Annotated in this window: 10 protein-coding genes and 5 pseudogenes; 5 read left to right on the top strand and 10 right to left on the bottom strand. The window is 74.3% G+C overall.

Translation table 11 applies throughout. From position 1 onward, the window contains the following. Positions 1-21 precede the first annotated feature (21 nt). Both BJF88_RS17770 and BJF88_RS17765 read right to left on the bottom strand, forming a co-directional pair. On the bottom strand, positions 22-1083 hold the full coding sequence (locus BJF88_RS17770) for an ABC transporter permease (protein WP_083649265.1): 1062 nt from the start codon (positions 1081-1083) through the stop codon (positions 22-24). Continuing rightward, positions 1080-2501, bottom strand: coding sequence for a sugar ABC transporter ATP-binding protein (locus BJF88_RS17765; RefSeq protein WP_255372158.1), 1422 nt, complete (start codon positions 2499-2501; stop codon positions 1080-1082). The genes BJF88_RS17770 and BJF88_RS17765 overlap by 4 nt, the downstream gene beginning before the upstream one ends. A gap of 444 nt (positions 2502-2945) precedes the next feature. Here BJF88_RS17765 and BJF88_RS17760 point away from each other — a divergent pair. Together BJF88_RS17760 and BJF88_RS17755 are read left to right on the top strand one after the other, a co-directional pair. Next, positions 2946-4125: pseudogene (locus BJF88_RS17760) on the top strand (ROK family protein). A gap of 74 nt (positions 4126-4199) precedes the next feature. Then, a complete protein-coding gene (locus BJF88_RS17755) occupies positions 4200-4865 on the top strand; it encodes a ThuA domain-containing protein (protein ID WP_075829756.1) in 666 nt (221 codons plus the stop codon). 19 nt (positions 4866-4884) lie between these two features. Here the strand turns inward: BJF88_RS17755 and ligA are convergent. Then, positions 4885-7388 (bottom strand): annotated as a pseudogene (ligA, locus tag BJF88_RS17750) (NAD-dependent DNA ligase LigA). Between the two features lie 158 nt (positions 7389-7546). Between ligA and BJF88_RS17745 the strand changes: the two are divergent. Then, positions 7547-9700, top strand: coding sequence for a prolyl oligopeptidase family protein (locus tag BJF88_RS17745; protein ID WP_075829755.1), 2154 nt, complete (start codon positions 7547-7549; stop codon positions 9698-9700). Between the two features lie 180 nt (positions 9701-9880). Here the strand turns inward: BJF88_RS17745 and BJF88_RS17740 are convergent. The 4 genes and pseudogenes from BJF88_RS17740 to BJF88_RS17730 all read right to left on the bottom strand — a co-directional run bounded on the left by BJF88_RS17740 (position 9881) and on the right by BJF88_RS17730 (position 14266). Further along, a pseudogene (locus BJF88_RS17740) lies at positions 9881-12357 on the bottom strand (glycoside hydrolase family 65 protein). Then, entirely contained in the window at positions 12354-13100 is a 747-nt protein-coding gene (locus BJF88_RS17735; protein ID WP_075829779.1) for an HAD family phosphatase, read from the bottom strand. The pseudogene BJF88_RS17740 and the gene BJF88_RS17735 overlap by 4 nt, the downstream one beginning before the upstream one ends. A gap of 118 nt (positions 13101-13218) precedes the next feature. Further along, complete coding sequence (locus tag BJF88_RS23995; RefSeq protein ID WP_369824676.1) at positions 13219-13356, bottom strand: hypothetical protein; 138 nt, start codon at positions 13354-13356, stop codon at positions 13219-13221. A gap of 151 nt (positions 13357-13507) precedes the next feature. Further along, entirely contained in the window at positions 13508-14266 is a 759-nt protein-coding gene (locus BJF88_RS17730) for a hypothetical protein (RefSeq protein ID WP_083649263.1), read from the bottom strand. 206 nt (positions 14267-14472) lie between these two features. Between BJF88_RS17730 and BJF88_RS17725 the strand changes: the two genes are divergently transcribed. Beyond that, the gene (locus BJF88_RS17725; RefSeq protein ID WP_083649262.1) at positions 14473-14898 is read left to right on the top strand and encodes an ester cyclase; all 426 of its coding nucleotides are present in this window, start codon (positions 14473-14475) and stop codon (positions 14896-14898) included. Here BJF88_RS17725 and mnmA read toward each other — a convergent pair. Both mnmA and BJF88_RS17715 read right to left on the bottom strand, forming a co-directional pair. Next, positions 14880-16058, bottom strand: a complete 1179-nt coding sequence (gene mnmA / locus BJF88_RS17720; protein ID WP_075829754.1) for a tRNA 2-thiouridine(34) synthase MnmA — start codon at positions 16056-16058, stop codon at positions 14880-14882. The genes BJF88_RS17725 and mnmA overlap by 19 nt on opposite strands. Further along, a pseudogene (locus tag BJF88_RS17715) lies at positions 16055-17360 on the bottom strand (cysteine desulfurase family protein). The gene mnmA and the pseudogene BJF88_RS17715 overlap by 4 nt, the downstream one beginning before the upstream one ends. Positions 17361-17591: 231 nt before the next feature. Here BJF88_RS17715 and BJF88_RS17710 point away from each other — a divergent pair. Beyond that, complete coding sequence (locus BJF88_RS17710; protein ID WP_083649261.1) at positions 17592-18641, top strand: phosphotransferase; 1050 nt, start codon at positions 17592-17594, stop codon at positions 18639-18641. Between the two features lie 17 nt (positions 18642-18658). Here the strand turns inward: BJF88_RS17710 and BJF88_RS17705 are convergent. Continuing rightward, positions 18659-20798 (bottom strand): annotated as a pseudogene (locus tag BJF88_RS17705) (PhoX family phosphatase). Between the last annotated feature and the right edge of the window lie 131 nt (positions 20799-20929).

Raw genomic sequence — 20929 nt, 5'->3', positions numbered from 1 at the left:
GCGGCGACCTCGGGAGCGCAGCTAGCTGCGCCGCGCGAGACGCTGCTGGAGCAGGACGGCGAGGATGATGATCGCGCCCTTGGCGATGGCCTGGACGGAGCTGTCGAGGTTGTTCTGGATGAAGAGGTTCGTCAGCGTCGCGAAGATGAGGACACCGAGCACCGTGCCGACGATGGTCCCGCGGCCGCCGGCGAGCAGCGTCCCGCCGACGACGACCGCGGCGATCGCGTCGAGCTCGAGCAGCGTGCCGTTGGTCGAGGAGCCCGCGGTCGTGAGCGCGAGGATCATGATGCCGCCGATCCCCGCGGTCAGGCCCGAGAGCCCGTACAGGAACATCGTGTGGCGCTTGACGTTGATGCCCGCCAGGCGAGCCGCCTCGGGGTTGCCGCCCACCGCGACGGTGCGACGGCCGAACGTGGTGCGGTTCAGGAGGAACCAGCCCAGGACGGCGACGAGGAGGAAGATCCACACGATCTTGGGCAGGCCGAGGAAGTCGCCCTTGAACGTGTCGTCGAAGGAGTCCACGTCGACGATCTGCGTCCGGCGGTTCGCGATGAGCTCCGCCAGGCCTCGCGCCGAGACGAGCATGGCGAGCGTCGCGATGAACGCGACCACTTTTCCGTAGGCGACGAGCACGCCGTTGATCAGGCCTGCCCCGAGGCCGACGGCGAGCGCGCAGAGGACCATGATCCACCAGCCGAGCTCCCGGGCCATGTCCTGCGTGGCGAGCGTCGTCGCCCACACCGACGCGAGACCCAGCACCGACCCGACGGACAGGTCGATGCCGCCACCGGTGATGACGAACGTCATGCCGATGCTCACGACGCCGGTGATCGCGGCGAGCTGGAGGATCACCGTGAAGTTGTTGAAGCTCAGGAACCGGTCGCCCGCGGTGAAGTACCCCACCGCGAACAGGGCCAGGAGGGCCAGGACGAGGCCCCCGTTGCGACCGAAGGACCCGGCAGTGATCCTGCTCCGGCGTGACGAGGACGCCGGGACGTTGTCCTTGCCCCCCGCGTCGTGCGACTCGCCGGCCGGCGGCTGCTGCGCCGCATCCCCGACCGACACCTTCTGCTCGCTCACGCGACACTTCCTTCCATGACCATGTCGAGCACCTGGTGCTCGTCGATCGATGCGGCGGGTCCTTCGTGCACCACGCGGCCCTCGGAGACGACGAGGACGCGGTCGGCCAGACCCAGGACTTCGGGGATCTCGCTGGAGACGACGACGACGGCGGCGCCCTCGTCGGCGAGGCGACGGATGAGCGCGTAGATCTCGGCGCGGGCACCGACGTCCACGCCACGCGTCGGCTCGTCCAGCAGCAGCACGCGGCACCCGTGGACGAGCCAGCGGGCGAGCATCGCCTTCTGCTGGTTGCCGCCGGACAGGGTGCGGATGGCCCGGTCGACGCCCTTCGGGCGCAGGTCGAGGTACCGCGCCTGCTCGTCGGCGGCCGACCGCTCGGCACGCTCGTCGAGGAACCCTCCGCGAGCGAAGCGGGAGAACGTCGACAGCGTGACGTTGCGGTAGACCGGCTCGTCGAGCAGCAGCCCCTGGCTCTTGCGCTCCTCGGGGGCGAGGCCGATGCCGGCCCCCACCGCGCCGGCGACGGAGCCCGCGCGCAGCCGGCGGCCGTCGACGTGGACCTTGCCGGCGCTCGCCTTGCGCGCGCCGTAGACGGTCTCGAGGATCTCGGACCGCCCCGAGCCGACGAGCCCGGCGAGCCCGACGATCTCGCCCGCGCGCACGGTGAGGCTGACGTCCTCGAACACGCCGCGCAGCGCGAGGCCCTCCACGTCGAGCACCACCGGCGCCTCGTCCGGCACACCGTCCGTCTCGGGGAACACGTACTCGACGTTGCGGCCGGTCATGAGGGTGATGAGCTCGGCGGTGGGCGTCTCGGACACGGGGAGGTTCTGCGCGACCGTCTTGCCGTCCTTGAGCACGGTGATGCGGTCGCCGATCTCGCGGATCTCCTCGAGGCGGTGGGAGATGTAGACGACCGCGACGCCCGCCGAGGTCAGCTCCTTGACCACGCGGAAGAGGTTCGCGACCTCCTCGGAGTCCAGCACCGCGGACGGCTCGTCCATGATGATGACGCGCGCGTCGTGCGAGAGGGCGCGCGCCATCGACACGATCTGCTTCCCCGCGGCCGAGAGGTTGCCCACCTCCTGGCGCGGGGAGATCTCGGGGTGGCCGAGACGGCGCAGGATGTCGCGCGTGTGCTTGGTCGCCTCGCGACGCTGGGAGAAGCCCATCGTCGAGAGCTCGTGACCCAGGTACACGTTCTCCGCGACCGTGAGCCCGTCCACGACGTCGAGCTCCTGGTACATCGTCGCCACGCCGTGGCTCAGGGCCGCGACGGGGTTGGAAATGGTGATGGGCTCGCCGTCGAGGAGGATGCGCCCCTCGGTCGGCTGGTGAGCACCGGCGAGGACCTTGATGAGGGTCGACTTGCCGGCGCCGTTCTGGCCGAGGAGGCAGTGGACCTCACCGGGCAGGATCTCGAGGTCGACCCCGTCGAGCGCTCGCGCGCCGGGGGAAGACCTTGACGATGCCCTGCATGTGCAGGAGCGGCTGGGGAGGGTCTGCGTTGACCATGTCCGTGAACCTAGGGGACCTTTTGACGGACGTCAAGCAGAAGATGCGCAACGCCCGCACTGTTACGCGTTCGTGATGTCAAAAGTCACGAGGGTGCGAGATTGAAGATCAGGGAGCGACGACGATGCGCGACGGCCGGAGAGGTTTCGCAGTGCCTGGCGTGCTCGGTGGGCGTCCAGCGCCGGACGGGAGACCGGCTGGCCGGCCTCCGGACGGAGAGGCGACCGCAGTGTCGCCTTGACCGGGGAGCGTAGTGGTACCTTTTGTCGATCGTCAAGCAAAAGACGACGTTGTCACCCTGCTGAGCAGACGATCGACGAGAGGCTTCGTGATTCACTGTGCCCATGGAGGAGCTCCTGAAGTTCGCGCCGCGGCCGACCGGTGCGGGCGACATGTTCCAGCTGCTCAGGGACGGGCAGCCGCGCACCCGCGCGGACCTCGCCGCCGTCACGGGGCAGGCGCGGTCGACCATCGCCGCCCGGATCGACCTCCTGATGGCCTCCGGGCTCATCGCGCCCGCGGGTGAGGCGAGCTCCACCGGCGGCGCCCGCCGGTCACCTTCGCGTTCAACCCGGGCGCGCGCATCGTCCTCGCCGTCGACCTCGGCGCCACGCACGCCCGCCTCGCGGTCACCGACCTCGGCTCGAACGTCCTCGCGGAGACGGACGCGGCGCTCGCCATCGCGGACGGGCCGGACGTCGTCCTGTCATGGGTCGCGCAGACGGGCGAGAAGCTCGTCGCGACCGCCGGCCGCACGATGGACGACCTCGTGAGCGTCGGCGTGGGACTGCCGGGTCCGGTCGAGCACTCGACGGGTCGCCCCATCAACCCGCCGATCATGCCCACGTGGGACGACGTCGACGTGCCCGGGATCCTCGCGAAGCGCCTGGGCGCCGCCGTCCTCGTGGACAACGACGTCAACATCATGGCGCTCGGTGAGCACCGCACGGCCTGGCCGAACGTCACCGACATGCTCTTCGTCAAGGTCGCGACCGGCATCGGCTCCGGGATCATCGCCGACGGAGAGCTCCGCCGCGGCGCGCAGGGCGCCGCGGGCGCATCGGCCACGTCGCGGTGCCGAGCGCGGCCGACGTGCCCTGCCGCTGCGGCAACGTCGGCTGCCTCGAGGCCGTCGCGAGCGGTCAGGCCGTCGCCCACGCCCTCGCGAAGACAGGCCTGGACGCGACCTCGAGCAGCGACGTCGTGTCCCTGGTGCGCTCCGGCGACCTCGCGGCGAGCCAGGCCGTACGGCAGGCGGGCCGGGACATCGGCTCGGTCCTCGCCGCGTGCGTCAGTCTCCTGAACCCCTCGCTCATCGTCATCGGAGGCGTCGTCGCGGAGGCCGGCGAGCACCTCATCGCCGGGATCCGCGAGATCGTCTACCAGCGTTCGCTGCCCCTCGCGACGCAGCACCTGCGCATCGTGACCTCCCAGGCCAGGGGCCAGGCCGCCGTCCTCGGTGCGAGCGCCATGGCGGTCGATCACGTACTGTCTCCCGCAGCGATCGACGCCCTCATCTCCTGAGGCGGTCGCCCGACCGTCCGGACGCCCACGGCGACCGGACGGCGCACCAGTGTGACGATGCACGAGGAGGATGCATGACCGAGCGGGGCCGTCGGGCGCTCGTGGTCCGTGGCGGCTGGCCGGGACATGCCCCGGAGGAGGCCGCGGAGCTGTTCGTCCCCTTCCTGGAGGAGTCCGGGTTCGAGGTGACCCTCGAGGGGTCGCTCGAGGCGTACGCCGACACGGCGTTCATGGAGCAGGTCGACCTGGTCCTCCAGAGCTGGACGATGGGCGAGATCCTGCCCGACGAGATGCGCGGCCTGCGGACCGCCGTCGCCAACGGCACGGGGCTGGCCGGGTGGCACGGCGGGATCGTCGACTCGTTCCGGCTCGCGACCGACTACCTCCAGCTCGTCGGCGGGCAGTTCGCCGCGCACCCGCACGACCTCGTGGACCACACGGTCGAGGTGGTCCCGGAGCGCGCCGACCACGAGGTCGTCGCGGGCATCGGGACGATCTCGCTCCACTCCGAGCAGTACTGGGTGCTCGCCGACTCCTACAACGACGTGCTCGCGACGACGACGATCCGGGCGCGCGAGGGCGACCCGTGGCACGAGCCCGTGGTCTCCCCCGCCGTGTGGACGCGGCGCTGGGGCGCCGGGCGGGTCTTCGTGAGCACGGTGGGCCACCAGCTCGCCGACCTGGAGATCCCGGCCGTCCGCACCCTCGTCGAGCGCGGGATCCTCTGGGCCGCGCGCTGACCCGGCCCGGTCCGGCAGGTCAGTCCGGCGCCCCGGCGTCACCGCCGGGAGCGGCGGCACCGTCGTCGGCGGCGGTGCCGGCGGCGGTGCCGGCGGCGTCGCCCCCGGCGACGAGGTGCGCGACCGCCCCGGGCCCGCCCGCGAGCAGGGCGACGAATCCCTCCTCGTCGAGGATCGGCCGGCCCAGCTCGCGCGCCTTCGCCTCCTTGGACCCGGCGTTCTCCCCCACGACCACGTAGTCCGTCTTCTTCGAGACCGAGCCCGACGCCTTGCCGCCCGCCGCGAGGATCGCCTCCTTCGCACCGTCCCGGCTGAAGCCCTCCAGCCCACCGGTGACCACGACCGTCAGCCCGGCCAGCGGACCGGTCGGCCCGGCCGCCGCCTGCTCGGCCATCGTCTCCGGCCCCGGATGGCCCGGTGTCTCGAACCGCACGCCCGCGCGGGCCCAGGCCTCGACGATCTCGCGGTGCCAGGGGACCTCGAACCACGCGATCAGCTCGTCGGCGATCACCGGGCCCACGCCCTCGACGGCCGCGAGATCCTCGCGCGACGCCGCGCGGATCCGGTCCAGGGAGCCGAACCAGTCCGCGAGCGCCCGGGCCGCGACGGGCCCGACGTGCCGGATGTTGAGGCTCACGAGGATGCGCCACAGCTCCTTCGTCCTCGCCCGCTCGAGCTCGGCGACGAGCGTCTCGGCGGTGCTCGACGGCCCGTAGACCGGGAAGTCCTTGCGCACCCCGGCCGCGCGGCGCTCGGCGGCCGTCGCGTCCTCGTACCCGGGCGGGTAGGTCCGGCTGACGACCTTCTGGAACGGGCGCACCACCTTCGCGCTGAGCACCGATCCGTCGGACATCGTCACCTCGGCCGCCTCTCCCCTGCCGTCGCTCGGACGCGGGAGCCCGGTCTCGGGATCGCGCACGACGACGCGAATGGGGGCGAGCTGGTCGACGGTGAGGCCGAACAGGTCCTTCTCCGTGCGCAACGGCGGCTCGGCGGGCTCGTACGGCTGGGTGAGCGCGGCCGCGGTGACCTCGCCGAGCGCCTCGACGTCGAGCCCGCCGCGCGAGCCGATGTGCTCGACGCGCCGCGCACCTGCGCGGGGCACGACTCGGCGTTCGGGCAGCGCAGGTCGACGTCGCCCTCCTTCATGGGGCGCAGCGGGGTGCCGCACTCGGGGCACTCGGCGGGCATGACGAAGTCCTGCCGCGGGTACCCGTCGTCGGCGAGCGCCGCGACCGGGCCGAGGATCTCGGGGATGACGTCGCCGGCCTTGCGCAGCACGACCATGTCGCCGATGCGCACGCCCTTGGCACGCACGACGTCCTGGTTGTGCAGCGTCGCCTGGCGCACGGTCGAGCCGGCGACCTTGACGGGCTCCATGACGGCGTACGGCGTCGCACGGCCCGTGCGCCCGACCCCCACCTGGATGGCGAGCAGGCGCGTGTTCACCTCCTCGGGCGGGTACTTGTAGGCGATCGCCCAGCGCGGCGCGCGGCTCGTCGCGCCGAGCCGTCGCTGGTGCGCGAGCTCGTCGACCTTGACGACGATGCCGTCGAGCTCGTGCTCGATGTCGTGCCGGTGCTCGCCGAAGTACGCGATCATCTCGGTCACGCCGTCGAGGCCGGGGACGACCCGGTTGTGCGGCGAGACCGGCACGCCCCACCCCTCGAACAGCGCGTACGCGTCGGACTGCCGCCCGAGCTCGGCGTGCTCGCCCTCGCGCCACTGGAGGGCGCCGACGCCGTGCGCGTACATCCGCAGGTTGCGGCTCGCGGTCACGGCCGGGTCCTTCTGGCGGAGCGAGCCCGCCGCGGTGTTGCGGGGGTTGGCGTACGGGTCCTGGCCCGCGGCGACGAGGCTCTCGTTGAGGCGCGCGAAGTCCTCCACGCCCATGAACACCTCGCCGCGGATCTCGATGACGTCCGGGTGGGTGGCCGGGTCGCCGGCGAGCTGCTGCGGGATCGAGCCGATGGTGCGCACGTTCGCGGTGACGTCCTCGCCCGTGCGGCCGTCGCCGCGCGTCGCGGCGCGCACGAGGCGGCCCTTCTCGTACAGCAGGGCGATCGCGAGGCCGTCGATCTTCACCTCGCACAGGTACTCGACGCCCGCGTCCGGCGCGACGCCCAGGTCGCGGTGCACGCGCGCGGCCCACGCCGCGAGGTCCTCGGCGCCGAAGGCGTTGTCGAGCGAGAGCATCGGCTCGAGGTGCGCCACCGTCGCGAAGCCCGCGGCGGCGCGCCCGCCGACGCGCTGGGTCGGGGACTCGGGCGACGCGAGCGCCGGGTGGGCGGCCTCGAGCTCCTGGAGCTCGTGCATCCGCGCGTCGTACTCGGCGTCCGAGGAGACCGGCTGGTCCTGCTCGTAGTACGCGCGCTGGTCCTGCTCGACCTGCGCGACCAGCTCGACCCACCGGCGCTGCGCCGCCGCCTCGTCGAGCGCGGCGGCACCGGGCGCCGCGGCACCGGGCGCAGCAGCACGGTCGGGGGCGGTCGGGTCGGCGGGTGCGTCGGTCCTCTCGGTCACCGAGCCATCATCGCGTGAGCCGCCGACACCCGCCGACCGGCACACCGGTGCACCGGTCCACCACGCCGACCGGCCCCGCGATCCCCGCCGCACCGGTCCTCGTTCCCCGGCGACGAGGCCGCCCCGCGGGCCGTCGCCCGTCCCCGTAGGGTGGGCCCATGACGACCGAGCACGTGACGGACGCCCTCACCCCGGCGACCAGCGACACCGACCCGTACCTCTGGCTCGAGGAGGTCGAGGGCGACGAGTCCCTGGCCTGGGTGCGTGCCCGCAACGCCGAGGTCGCCGCGACCCTCGAGACCCACGAGGGGTTCGCCGCCACCGAGTCCGCGATCCGCGAGGTCCTCGACTCCGACGCGAAGATCCCCGAGGTCTCACGCATCGGCGACCACCTGTACAACTTCTGGCGCGACGCGACGCACGAGCGCGGCCTGTGGCGCCGCACCACCCTTGAGTCCTACCGCACGCCCGAGCCCGCGTGGGAGACCGTCCTCGACCTCGACGCGCTCGCGGCCGCCGAGGACCGGAGCTGGGTGTGGCACGGCGCGAGCGTGCTGCGCCCGACGCCGGAGCAGCTCGCGGCGGGCGAGCCCTGGCGGCACGCGCTCGTCGAGCTCTCTCCCGGCGGGTCCGACGCCGACGTCACGCGCGAGTTCGACCTCGTGGAGAAGCGGTTCGTCGACCCGGCCGACGGCGGCTTCCACCGCCCGGAGGCCAAGGGGTCGCTCGGCTGGGTCGACGCCGACACCGTCTACGTCTACACCGACTTCGGGCCGGGCACGCTCACGCCGTCGGGCTACCCCCGCGTGGTCAAGCGCTGGACGCGCGGCACGCCGCTCGCGGACGCGGTCACGGTCTACGAGGGCACCGACGAGGACATGTACATCTCGGCGTGGCGCTCGCACACGCCCGGGTTCGAGCGCGACCTCGTGCACCGCTCCAAGGCCTTCTACTCCGACGAGCTGTACCTCGCCGAGGACGTCGGCACGCCGGAGCAGCGCCTGACGAAGATCGACGTGCCCGACTCCGCCGAGGTCGGCGTGCGCCGCGAGTGGATGCTCGTCGAGCTGCGCGAGGACTGGACGGTGGGCGACGCCGCGGGCACCACCTACCGCGCGGGCTCGCTGCTCGCCGCCCGGTTCGACGACTTCCTCGCCGGCGGCCGCGGTTTCACGGTGCTGTTCGAGCCGACCCCGAGCACGTCGCTCGCGGGCGCCACGTGGACGCGCCACCACCTCGTCGTCAACGTGCTCGAGGACGTGAAGAACCGCCTCCACGTCCTCACGCCGCCCGAGGGCACGGCGGGCGACGCTCCGTGGGTGCGCAGCGAGATCGGCGGGCTGCCCGCGCTCGGCACCGTCGGCGTCAGCGCCGTCGACCCGGTCGCGTCCGACGACCTGTGGCTGGTCACGACCGACTACCTCACGCCCACGACGCTGTCGCTCCTGCGGCTCGGGGACCGTCCCGGCGAGGCGCAGGAGCCCGAGGTCCTCAGGTCCAACCCGGCCTTCTTCGACGCGTCGGGGATGACCGTCGCCCAGCACTTCGCCGTGTCCGACGACGGCACGCGCGTGCCGTACTTCGTCGTCGGCCGGGCGGACCTCGTGGAGGGCACCGGCGCCGCACCCACCCTGCTGTACGGGTACGGCGGGTTCGAGGTGTCCCTCACGCCCGGCTACTCCGGCACCCTCGGGCGCGCGTGGCTGTCGCAGGGCGGCGTCCACGTCGTCGCGAACATCCGCGGCGGGGGCGAGTACGGCCCGGCGTGGCACCAGGCCGCGCTCAAGGCCGACCGCCACCGCGCCTACGAGGACTTCGCCGCCGTCGCGCGCGACCTCGTGGCGCGCGGCATCACGACGCACGAGCACCTCGGCATGGAGGGACGCTCCAACGGCGGGCTGCTGGCGGGCAACATGCTCACGCAGTACCCCGAGCTCTTCGCGGCCGTCATCGTCGGCGTGCCCCTGCTCGACATGCGCCGCTACACGCAGCTCCTCGCCGGGGCGTCGTGGGCCGCGGAGTACGGCGACCCCGACGACCCGGACCAGTGGGCGTTCATCCGCACGTTCTCGCCGTACCACCTGTTCGACCCCGAGCGCGACTACCCGCCCGTGCTGTTCACGACGTCGACCAAGGACGACCGCGTCCACCCGGGCCACGCGCGCAAGCTCGCCGCGCTCATGCTCCAGGCCGGCAAGGACGTCACCTACTACGAGAACGTCGAGGGCGGCCACGGCGGCTCCGCCAACAACGCCCAGGCCGCCCACATGGCGACGGTGCACTACCGCTTCCTCGCCGAGCGCCTCGCCTGAGGTTGTCGCACGGTCCGCGCGGATCAGGGACGGGCGGGTGCGGGTCTACCATCCGCCCGCTCGTCCCTCGCGGGTTCCCGCCAGACCCGCCACGACCCGCACCCGCCCGTCCCCGCTCCGCGCTCGGTCCCAGTCCTGCGGTACCGCGGTCGACGACCCCGGTACCGCAGGGCGAGAGCTTCAGGAGTGCGGGACCGTCGCGGTGATGAGCGTGCCGTCGTCGCGGCGGTTGCCCGACAGCGCGCGCAGGCTCGGGCGGCCGGGGCGCACCGGACCCTGGCCGTCCAGCGGGACGCGCGTCACCTCGCCCGGGACGACCTTGACCTGCTCGCCGCGCACGCCCACGTGCGTGCCCTCGCCGGTCTCCGCCTCGATCTCCAGCGCGTCGGGCAGCACCGTGACGCGCAGGCGCGTCCCGTGCCACGTGACCCGGTACGTGAGCGACTCCCAGGACTGCGGCAGGCGCGGGTCGAACGTCAGCTCGCCGTTGTAGTCGCGCATGCCGCCGAACCCGCTCGCGAGCGCCGACCACGTGCCGCCCGCGGAGGCGACGTGCACGCCGTCGGACGCGTTCGCGTGGAGGTTCGCGAGATCCACGTACAGGGACGAGACGAAGTACTCGAGCGCGAGCTCGTGGTAGCCGACCTCGGCGGCGACGATCGACTGCACGACGCCGGACAGGGTCGAGTCGCCCGTGGTCAGCGGGTCGTAGTACTCGAAGTCGGCGAGCTTCTCCTCGGCGGTGAAGTGGTGCCCCTGGAGGAAGAGGGCGAGCACGACGTCGGCCTGCTTGAGCACCTGGTAGCGGTAGATCACGAGCGGGTGGTAGTGCAGCAGGAGCGGGCGCTTGTCCGCGGGCGTGTGGGCGAGGTCCCACAGCTCGCGCTCGAGGAAGTGCGAGTCCTGCGGGTGGATGCCGATGCCCTCGGCGAACGGGATGGACATGTGGTCCGCCGCGCGCCTCCACTCCGTCGCCTCGGACACGCCGAGCTGCAGGCGCTCGACGAGCGCCGCGTGGTCCTCGGGGTGCTCGTCGCGCAGCCGCTCGACGACGTACGCGGCGGCGCGGAGGTTGAACCGGGCCATCACGTTGGTGAACAGGTTGTCGTTGACGACGGTCGTGTACTCGTCGGGCCCGGTCACGCCGTGGATGTGGAAGTTGTCGTCGCCGTTGGCGCGCCAGAACCCGAGGTCCTCCCACATGCGCGCCGTCTCGACGAGGATGTCGACGGCCTCGCGGCGCAGGAAGTCGCGGTCGTCCGTCGCCCGCACGTACTGCACGAGCGCGTAGCTGATGTCCGCGTCGATGTGGTACTGCGCGGTCCCCGCGGCGTAGTAGGCCGAGGCCTCCTCGCCGTTGATGGTGCGCCAGGGGAACAGGGCGCCCTTCTGCGACAGCTCGCGCGCGCGCCGGCGGGCGGCGTCGAGCATCTGGTAGCGGAACCGCAGCGCGTTGCGCGCGTACCGCGGGCTCGTGTACGTGAGGAACGGCAGGACGTAGATCTCGGTGTCCCAGAAGTAGTGCCCGCTGTACCCGGAGCCGGTGAGGCCCTTCGCCGGCACCCCGCTGCCCTCGGCCCGTGCCGTGGCCTGCGCGAGCTGGAACAGGTTCCAGCGCACCGCCTGCTGGATCTCCGGCTGGCCGCCGATCTCGACGTCGGAGCGGGCCCAGAAGTCGTCGAGCCAGGCGCGCTGCTCGGCGAGCTGCGCCGCCGTGCCCGCGTCCGCGCGCGGTCGAGGGTGCGGCGGCACCGGTCGACGAGCTCGCGCGAGGGCACGCCGCGCGACGTGTGGTAGGCGACCGTCTTCGTCAGGCGGACGGGCTTGCCGGGCTCGGCGTGGACCCGGAAGACGTGCTTGGCGAGGTCCTCGTCGACCTGCGTGCGCACGTCCCACTCGTTCTCGGTCTCGAGGTGGTCGTCGGCCGCCACCGCCAGGGTCATGCCGGAGTTGTGGCACCGGTACGACAGCACGAGGCGCTCGTCGTCGCCCCACTGGGTGCGGGGCTCGAGCACGCGCCCCGCGAACTGGTTCGACTTGCGCGGGTCGAAGCCCTCCCCCAGCGACGCGGACCGCACGTGGTACTCGTCCTGGCCGTCCTGGCGGTTGAGGATCTGCGACGAGATCGCGACGGGGGCCGCGTCGTCGAGCAGCGTCACCTCGAACGTCATGACGGCCAGGTGCCGCTCGGCGAACGACACCATGCGCTCGGAGCGCACCTGCACGCGCTTGCCCGACGGCGTGCGCCACAGCAGCTCGCGGCGCAGCACGCCGTCGCGCAGGTCGAGCGAGCGCTCGTAGTCGACGAGGTCCGCGACGGGCAGCAGCAGCGGCTCGTCGTCGACGTAGAGCCGGATGACCTTCGCGTCCGGGACGTTGACGATCGTCTGGCCGACGCGGGCGAAGCCGTACGCCTCCTCGGCGTGGCGGATGGGCCACGTCTCGTGGAAGCCGTTGACGAACGTGCCGTGCGTGTGGGACTCGCGCCCCTCCTCGACGTTGCCGCGCATGCCGAGGTAGCCGTTGGCGACGGCGAACAGCGTCTCGGTCACGCCGAGGTCGTCGGCCGAGAAGCGCGCCTCGACGAGGCGCCACGGGTCCGCGGGGAAGCGCGTGCGGTCGACCGTGCTCTTCTCGTCGGCGGTCTTGCGGATCACGCGCCGGCCTCCTCGTGGCGACGGCCGCCCTCGAGGACCGTCACGTCCAGCTCGCCGAGGTCGCTCACCACGACGTCCGCGCCGTGCGCGCGCAGGGCCTCGGCGCCGACGCCGCGGTCCACGCCGACCACGAGGCCGAAGCCGCCGGCCGCACCGGCCTGGACGCCCGAGATCGCGTCCTCCACGACGACCGCCTCGGCCGCCGGCACGCCGAGCAGGTCGGCGGCGCGCCGGTACGTGTCCGGGGCAGGCTTGCCGGCGAGGTGCTCGCGCGCCGCGACGTTGCCGTCCACGACGACCTCGAAGCGCGCGGCGAGGCCCGCGGCCTCCAGGACGGTCGGCGTGTTGCGCGACGACGAGACGACGGCGACCTCCACGCCCGCCGCGGTCACGTCGTCGAGGAAGCGCACGGATCCGGGGTAGGGCGCGATGCCCTCCTCGGCGAACATGCGGTTGACGATCTCGTCCTTGCGGTTCCCGAGCGCGCAGACCGTGTCCTCGCCGGGCGCGTCCGTCGGCTCGCCCCACGGCAGCTCCACGCCGCGCGAGCCCAGGAACGTCGCGACACCGTCGTAGCGCGGCTTGCCGTCGATGTGGGCGAAGTAGTCCGCCTCCGTGTAGGGAGCGAGCCCGCGCGCGGCGCCGAAGGGGGCGAAGAGCCGCTCCCAGGCGCGCATGTGCAGGGCGGCGGTCGGCGTCAGCACGCCGTCGAGGTCGAAGAGCACGGCTCGCAGCACGGGCAGAGGTCCTTCGCGGTGGAGAGGGGTGACGGGGGTCCCGCACGGGACACAGGTCGGCCCGCGGCAGCGGCTCGCGACCCGGGACAAGCGTACGCACGCCGGAGCCCACGGTGAAAGCGCGTCAGGCGTGCGCACGCTCCCCCAGGGCCTCGGCCACACGGCCGAGGTTCGCGAGCAGCGCGCGGTGCTCGTCCGGCGTCCCGGCCACGGTGCGAGCCGGACCTGCCCCGACGTCGCGCGGCGCGGTGAGGAGGGTCACGTCGTCGAGCGCGGCGGCGGGCAGGCCGATGCGGCGCCACGGGACGCGACGAGGTCGGCGAGCTCGCCGAGCGCCGGGCCGGCGCACTGCGAGACCCGCGCCGGCGGCAGGGCGAACCACAGCCCGACGCCCCGCTCGGACGCCCGCGCGATCAGCTCCCACAGGCGCTCGTCCCACGCCCCCGGGGCGAGGCCGACGGCGTCGGCGCCCGCGAGGACGGCCGGGGCCAGACCCGCCCGTGCCGGCCCCACGTGGACGACCGTCGTCGCGCCGGCACCGCGCGCCGCGTCGAGCACGGGTCGCAGCCCGTCCACGAGGTCGGGGCCCGGGACGGCGCGCAGGCGCGCGTAGCCGGAGAACGTCGGCAGGACGCCGGCGCGACCTGGGCGAGCAGCGGCTCGTCGAGCTGCACGACGACGTCCGCGCCCGGCACCTGGCGGCGCACCTCGCCGACGTGGTCGGCGACGCCGGCCGCGAACGCCTCGACGAGGTCGCGCACCGCGCCGTGGTCGGACAGCACGCGGTCGCCGCGCGCGAGGTACAGCTCCGCCGCGAGCGTCCACGGCCCCCGGACGGCGAGCGCGAGCGGTCCCGCGTACCCGGCGGCGGCGATGGCCAGCGCCTCGAGGTCCTCGCGGCGGAACGCCTCTGCCCGGCGCTCGTCCGCGCCGGCGTGGTCGGCGAGCTTCCAGCCGTGCGGCCCGAGCTCCACCGGCATGCCCGGGAGCAGCGCGGCGGCGCGACCGGTCGCGTCGGCGCCGGGCCCGCGCGCGGGCAGCTGGACGAGGAACGGCACGCCGCGCACGCCCGTGGGCAGCTCGGCGAGGTCGCCGAGCACCGTGAGCTGTGCCTGCAGGGCGTCGGCGTCCTGGCCGCCGGGCCACGGGCCGAGCCCGCTCACCGCGGGCATCGTGCCCCCTGCCTCGCCGCGACGGCACGCGTCGCACCGGTGTCGGTGTCGCTGTCGGCGTCGGTGTCGCTGTCGGTGTCGGTGTCGGTGTCACGGAGCACGGACCGCTCTCCTCTCTCCTGAGGAACTCGGGGAACGCAGCCGCGCCGGGGCCCCGCCGGGGCCCGGGGGCCGCACGGCTCGCCCTGCGCACGGACGAGGTCGACATGACGGACAACAAGGCGGTCGCGATCGCGGTGCACACCCAGGCGATCCCCGGCAACCACGCGCAAGCCCTCACGACGCTGCTCGCGCCCGGCTTCCACGACCACGACCCGGCGCACGGGCGCGCCGGCGGCGTCGAGAGCCTGCTCGCGACGATGCACTGGTACTCCGACGCGTTCGCCGACCAGCGCGTCGAGGTGCGGCACGCGATCGCCGAGGGCGACCTCGTCGCCCTGCACCTCGAGCTGAGCGCGCGCCACACCGGCTACTACCGGGGCGTGCCGCCGACCGGTCGCCGGTTCACGGTGCGCGAGATGCACGTCCTGCGCTTCGCGGACGGGCGCGAGGCCGAGCACTGGTGCGTGCGGGACGAGGCCGCGCTCGTCCGCGCGCTCGCGGCGCCGCCGGGTCACGTCCGCGCCGGCTGAGGGGCGCGGGCGGCGTCCCCGCCGTCCGCCCCGCCCCGGCGCGCCCGGGACGCGCGGTCGACCGTGGCCTGGCCCAGCACCCGTGTCCCGGCGTAGACGACGAGGGACTGGCCCGCGGCGACGCCGCGCAGCGGGTCGCCCGTGAGCTCCACCTCGGCGAGGGCTTCGCCGGCGGGCCCGGCGGTCGCGCGCACGCGGGCCGGGACGGCGCTCCCGTGCGCCCGCACCTGCACCTGCGCGTCGAACGGCTCGCCGGGGGCCGCGACGGCACCCGGGCCGTCGAGCACGCCGTCGAACCAGACGGCTCCCCCGGCCTCGATCCGGTCGACGCCGAGGAGCTCGGCAGGGCCGACGACGACACGGTTCGCCGCGGGCTGGACGTCCAGGACGTAGCGCGGCCGCCCGTCCGGCGCGGGCCGGTCGATGCCGAGGCCCTTGCGCTGGCCGACCGTGTACGCGTAGGCGCCGTCGTGCTCGCCCAGCACGCGGCCGTCGACGTCGACGACCTCGCCCGGGCGGGAGCCGAGGCGCTCGCGCAGGAAGCCCTGCGTGTCGCCGTCGGCGACGAAGCAGATGTCGTAGGAGTCGGGCTTCGCCGAGACCGACAGGCCGCGCCGCGCCGCCTCGGCGCGGACCTCGTCCTTCGACGCGAAGTCCCCGAGCGGGAACATCGCGCGCGCGAGCCGCCCCGGCCCCATGACGGCGAGGACGTAGGACTGGTCCTTCGCGGTGTTCGGCGAGCGGTGCAGCTCGCGCACGTCGCGCTCGACGACGCGCGCGTAGTGCCCGGTCGCGACGGCGTCGAAGCCGAGCGCGGTCGCCTTGTCGAGGAGCGCCTCGAACTTGATGTGCTCGTTGCACCGCACGCACGGGTTGGGGGTGCGGCCCGCCTCGTACTCCGCGAGGAAGTCGGCGACGACGGTGTCCTCGAAGCGCTCCGACAGGTCCCACACGTAGTACGGGATGCCGAGCACGTCGGCCGCGCGCCGCGCGTCGCCCGCGTCCTCGATCGAGCAGCACCCGCGCGAGCCGGTGCGGAACTGGTCCCGGTTCCGCGACAGGGCCATGTGCACGCCCACGACGTCGTGCCCGGCCTCCACCGCGAGCGCCGCGGCGACGGCCGAGTCCACGCCCCCGGACATGGCGGCCAGTACCCTCATGCGGCACCTCCCGCCATGCCGGCGGCGACGGCGCGCGACGTGCCCGACGACGCGAGACCGGCCGCCCGCGCGCGGTCCACGGCGGCGGGCAGCGCCTCGAGCAGGAGGGCCACGTCGTCGGCCGTGGACGTGACCCCGAGCGAGAACCGCAGCGCGCCACGCGCGACCGGCTCGGGCACGCCCATGGCGAGCAGGACGTGCGAGGGCTGCGGCACGCCGGCCTGGCAGGCCGAGCCGGTGGACGCCTGGACCCCCGCGGAGTCGAGCAGGTAGAGCAGCGAGTCGCCCTCGGCACCGGCGAACGTGAAGTGCGCGTTGCCGGGCAGGCGCGGGGGCAGCACGCCGGCGGTGCCGTCCGTGTCCGTCGAGGCGGGCTCGGGCCCGCTGAGGACCGCGTCCGGGACCCGTCGGCGGACGCCCGCGACGAGCTCGTCGCGCAGGGCGGCGAGGTGGCGCGCACGCTCCTCGCGGTGGACGACCGCGTCGCGACCGCCACGCCGAACGCGCGGATCGCCGGGACGTCCAGCGTCCCCGAGCGCACGCCGCGCTCCTGGCCGCCGCCGTGCAGCACGGGCGTGAGCGGGGCGTCGCGGCGCGCGACGAGCGCGCCGACCCCGACGGGGCCGCCGAGCTTGTGGCCCGAGACCGTCATCGCGTCGAGACCGCTCGCGGCGAAGTCGACAGGGACCTGCCCGACGGCCTGCACGGCGTCGGAGTGCACGGGGATGCCGTGGGGCCGTGCGAGCTGCACGACCTCCTGCACCGGCTGGAGTGTGCCGACCTCGTTGTTCGCCCACATGACGGAGATGAGCGCGATCTCCTCGGCGTGCTCGGCCAGCTCGGCCCGCAGCGCGTCGAGGTCCACCCGGCCGAGGTGGTCGACGGGGAGCAGGACGATCTCGGCGCCGGCGTGCTCCGCCATCCAGAACGCCGGGTCGAGCACCGCGTGGTGCTCGACCGCCGAGACGACGATCCGCCGGCGACGCTGGTCGGTGGTCCTGCGGCCCCAGAACAGACCCTTGACGGCCAGGTTGTCCGCCTCCGTCCCGCCCGCCGTGAGGACGACCTCGCTCGGGCGCGCCCCGAGCGCGGTCGCGACCGCCTCGCGCGCCTCCTCGACGGTGCGTCGCGCCGCCCGCCCGGCGGCGTGCAGGGAGGAGGGGTTGCCGGTGCGCGAGAGCTCCTCGACGAGGGCGTCGCGGGCGCGTCCGTGAGGGGGGTCGTCGCGGCGTGGTCGAGGTACGCGACGCGCGGTGCGGGCCGCGGCCCGCTCGTCGCACGGCGCGACGGGCCGGAAGGCAGGGTCACGGTCACCCAGTCTACGGAGCCCCCGGCGCGACGCGCTCCGGGCGCCCGGACCGGTGCTGGACATCCGTCGTGGACGCGCTACCTTGTCAGGGGTCTGTGCCCGGCCGCGACCCGGCGGGCACGGCGCCGGGACCGCGGCAGCCGCGACGCCCGACCGCCGCGCGACCTGCTCCGCCCGGCGGGCGCCGGCACGCCGAGCCATCGACCGAGGAAAGCACCACCACCATGTCCGACGAGCTCTCGACCGCCGTCGAGGAGGCCGACGACGTCCCGCTCGCGCGCCACCGCGTGCTGCGCTGGAGCGACCTGCCGCCCACGGTGCGCGCCGAGATCGAGGCCACGGCCGGGGCCCGGGTCGTCGCGGAGACGCCGTACCCGGCGTCGTCGGTGTCGCAGGTGGCGTCGCTCCTCGAGCTGGAGGACGGCGCCCGGTACTTCGTCAAGGCGACGCGGGTGACGGACAGCCCCGCCGTCATCGCCCGCTACCGCGCCGAGGTCTACGTGGCCCGGCACCTGCCGCGGGCCATGCCCACCCCGCGCCTGGCGTGGGCGCTGCGCGACGAGGACTGGGGGATGGTGGCGTTCGAGGTCGTCGACGGACGCGCGCCGGCCACGCCGTGGGACCCGGACGAGCTCGACCTCGTCCTCGTGGCGCTCGAGACGGCGGCTTCCCTCCCGGGCGCGCGCGAGGCGCGGCTGGCGCCCGCCGGCCCCGAGCTCGCCGACCTCGCGACCGGGTGGCGCTCCCTGCGCGACGACCCGGAGCCCGACCTCGCCCGGCTCGTGCCGTGGGCGGCGGACCACCTGGACGCGCTCGTCGAGGCGGAGCGCGGCGTGCTCGTCGCGTGCGAGGGCGAGTCGTTCGTGCACGGCGACGTGCGCGCCGACACCCTCGTGCTGACGCCGTCGTCCGCCCTCCTCGTCGACTGGGCGTACGCCTCGCGCGGGGCTCCGTGGCTCGACCTGGCGATGTTCCTGCCGGGCGTCGTGGTGCAGGGGGTCGCGGACGTCGTCGAGCCGGTGCCGGTCACCGCGGACGCGGCGCGGCGCGCCCGCGGTGGTGCGTGGGCCGCCGCGACGTTCGACGCCCACCCGCTCGGGCGCGGCGTGCACCCGGCCGACGTCCGGTCCGTCGTCGCCGGCCTCGCGGGGTACTACCTGCACCACGCGCGGCGGCCCGCCCCACCGGGCCTGCCGCACCTGCGTGCCTCGCAGCGCGCCCAGGGAGCGGCCGCCGTGGCGTGGCTCGAGCAGATCGGGCTCTGCGACGGCTGAGCCTCCCGTCGGTCCCGTCAGTCCTGCCAGACCTGCACGACGGCGGGCCGCGGCCCGGCGAACGCGCCCGCCGGCACCGGCGCGCCCGGCGTGACGTAGTCGGGGAAGTACGAGGTCTGGGCCGCGAACGTGCCGTCCTCCCCCGGGTGCTGGACCGCGACGTACACCATGCGGTCCTGCGAGTCGACGACGGGGCCGCACGTCTCGGCGTCGCGCGGCACGGACAGGAACTGCTGGACGTGCCCGCGCTCGCGCCCGGTGAGCGGCACCTTGAACAGTCCGTCGCACCTCTGGATCGTGCCCGGCTGGCCGTCGGTGGAGATCCACAGGTTTCCCTCGGCGTCGAACGCGAGGTTGTCGGGGCACGAGATCGGCGAGACCTTGTCCGTCGGGTAGCCCGCGAAGTAGGTCGAGCCGTTGGTCGACGGGTCGCCCGCGACGAGCAGCAGGTTCCACGAGAACGTGCGCGAGGCGGCGTCGTCACGGTCCTCGACGATCTCCACCACGTGGCCGTCGCGGTTGGCGTTCCGGGGGTTCGGCTCGGTGGCGGCCTCCGCGCCCGCCGGCCCGCGCGCCGTGTTGTTGGTGCACGCCACGTACACGCGTCCGGTCACCGGGTTCGGCTCGACGTCCTCGGGGCGGTCCATCTTCGTCGCCCCGACCCGGTCGGCCGCGAGGCGCGTGTGCACGAGCACCTCCTCGACCGACATGCCCTCGACCGCGCTGCGCCCGTCGACGACGAGCGGGAGCCACTCGCCGCGACCGTCGAACGCGCCGTCGGACGGCAGCCGGCCCGAGCCGTCGATCTCCACCGCCGGCGAGTCGCCGCGGAACCGCGCGACGTACAGCGAGCCCTCGGTGAGCAGCGCCTTGTTGTGCCGGCGCGCCCACGCGCTGGTGCCGGAGCGCATCGTCCGCGACGAGACGAACTTGTACACGTAGTCGAAGCGCTCGTCGTCGCCCATGTACGCGACGGCGTGGCCTCGGCGCGACAGGATGACGTTCGCGCCCTCGTGCTTGAAGCGGCCGAGCGCCGTGTGCTTGACCGGCGGCTCGTCCGGCGCGTACGGGTCGATCTCGACGACCCAGCCGAAGCGGTGCGGCTCGTTCTCGTACCCCGGGTTGCGGGCGTCGAAGCGCGGGTCGTCGAGCTCCCAGCCGTAGCCCGTCGGGGCGTCCCGCAGGCCGTAGCGCGCGTCGGCGCCTGGCCTGCGGTGCGGAAGTACCCGTGGAAGTTCTCCTCGCCCGACAGCACCGTGCCCCACGGGGTCGTGCCGCCGGCGCAGTTGTTCAGCGTGCCGAGCACGCGCGTGCCGGTCGGGTCCGCGACGGTCCGCAGCAGGTCCGAGCCCGCCGCCGGCCCCGTCATGCGGAACTCGGTGCCCAGGTGCACGCGACGGTTGAAGCGGCTGCGGCGCTCGTGCTCCCACGGCTCGCCCGTGCGGCGGCGGCGCACCTCGACGACCGACATGCCGTGCGCGGCGCGCTCGATGGCGCGGCGCGTCGGGGCGTCGTAGGAGTCGTCGAACATGATCGCGGGGTTCGTGTACTCGTGGTTGGTCACGAGGAGCCCGCGCGTGCCACGGCCGGGACCGCGCCCGGGGGTGCGGCAGTTGGCGAGATGGTGCGAGCGCTCGAGCGGGAGGATGTCGAGGTAGTCGTTGTTGTAGCCGAACTGGCGGGCCTGCCGCTCCGGTGTCTGACGTGCGACGTCGAAGTCCTCGCCCCCGGGCAGGATCGGGTCGCCCCACCGGATGATCGGGCGCCAGGCGTAGCCGTCCGGCACGACCAGCGCGTCGGTCGTGGCGGCCTGCGGCGCGATCGGACCGAAGGCCAGGCCGCGGGGCGGGCGGCCGTGGCCGTGCCCGTGGCCACGGCCGGTCGCGACCGCCCCCTCGGCCGCGGCAGGCGGTGCGGCGACCGTCTGCGCGCCGACCACGACGCGGCCGCGCCCACGGCGAGACCGCCGAGCAGCGCGCGGCGGGACAGCGCGCGGCCCGCGACGTCGCGGAAGTACTCGTTGTCGCTCGCGTTCGGCGCCGCGTGCGAGCACGCGTCGGCGCACTTGAGCCGGCACGTCACGGGGCTGCGCTTGCCGCGCGCGTGGGGGGCGAGGGGCAGCAGCGAGCGCTGCTCGGGGGCGGGAGTGGTCGTCATCGGTCGTCTCCACGAGGTGGGGGGACTCCTCGCGGCCGAGGAGCTGCCCCGCACGCTAGGGACGTCGGATGACGCCACCCCGGCCGCCGGGCGACCAGCGGGTGAACTCTGGGCGCGCGCTGTGCGGCAGG

This window comes from Cellulosimicrobium sp. CUA-896 (assembly GCF_001942335.1).
Lineage (GTDB): Bacteria > Actinomycetota > Actinomycetes > Actinomycetales > Cellulomonadaceae > Cellulosimicrobium.
This window is presented reverse-complemented; position numbering and strand designations above follow the sequence as displayed.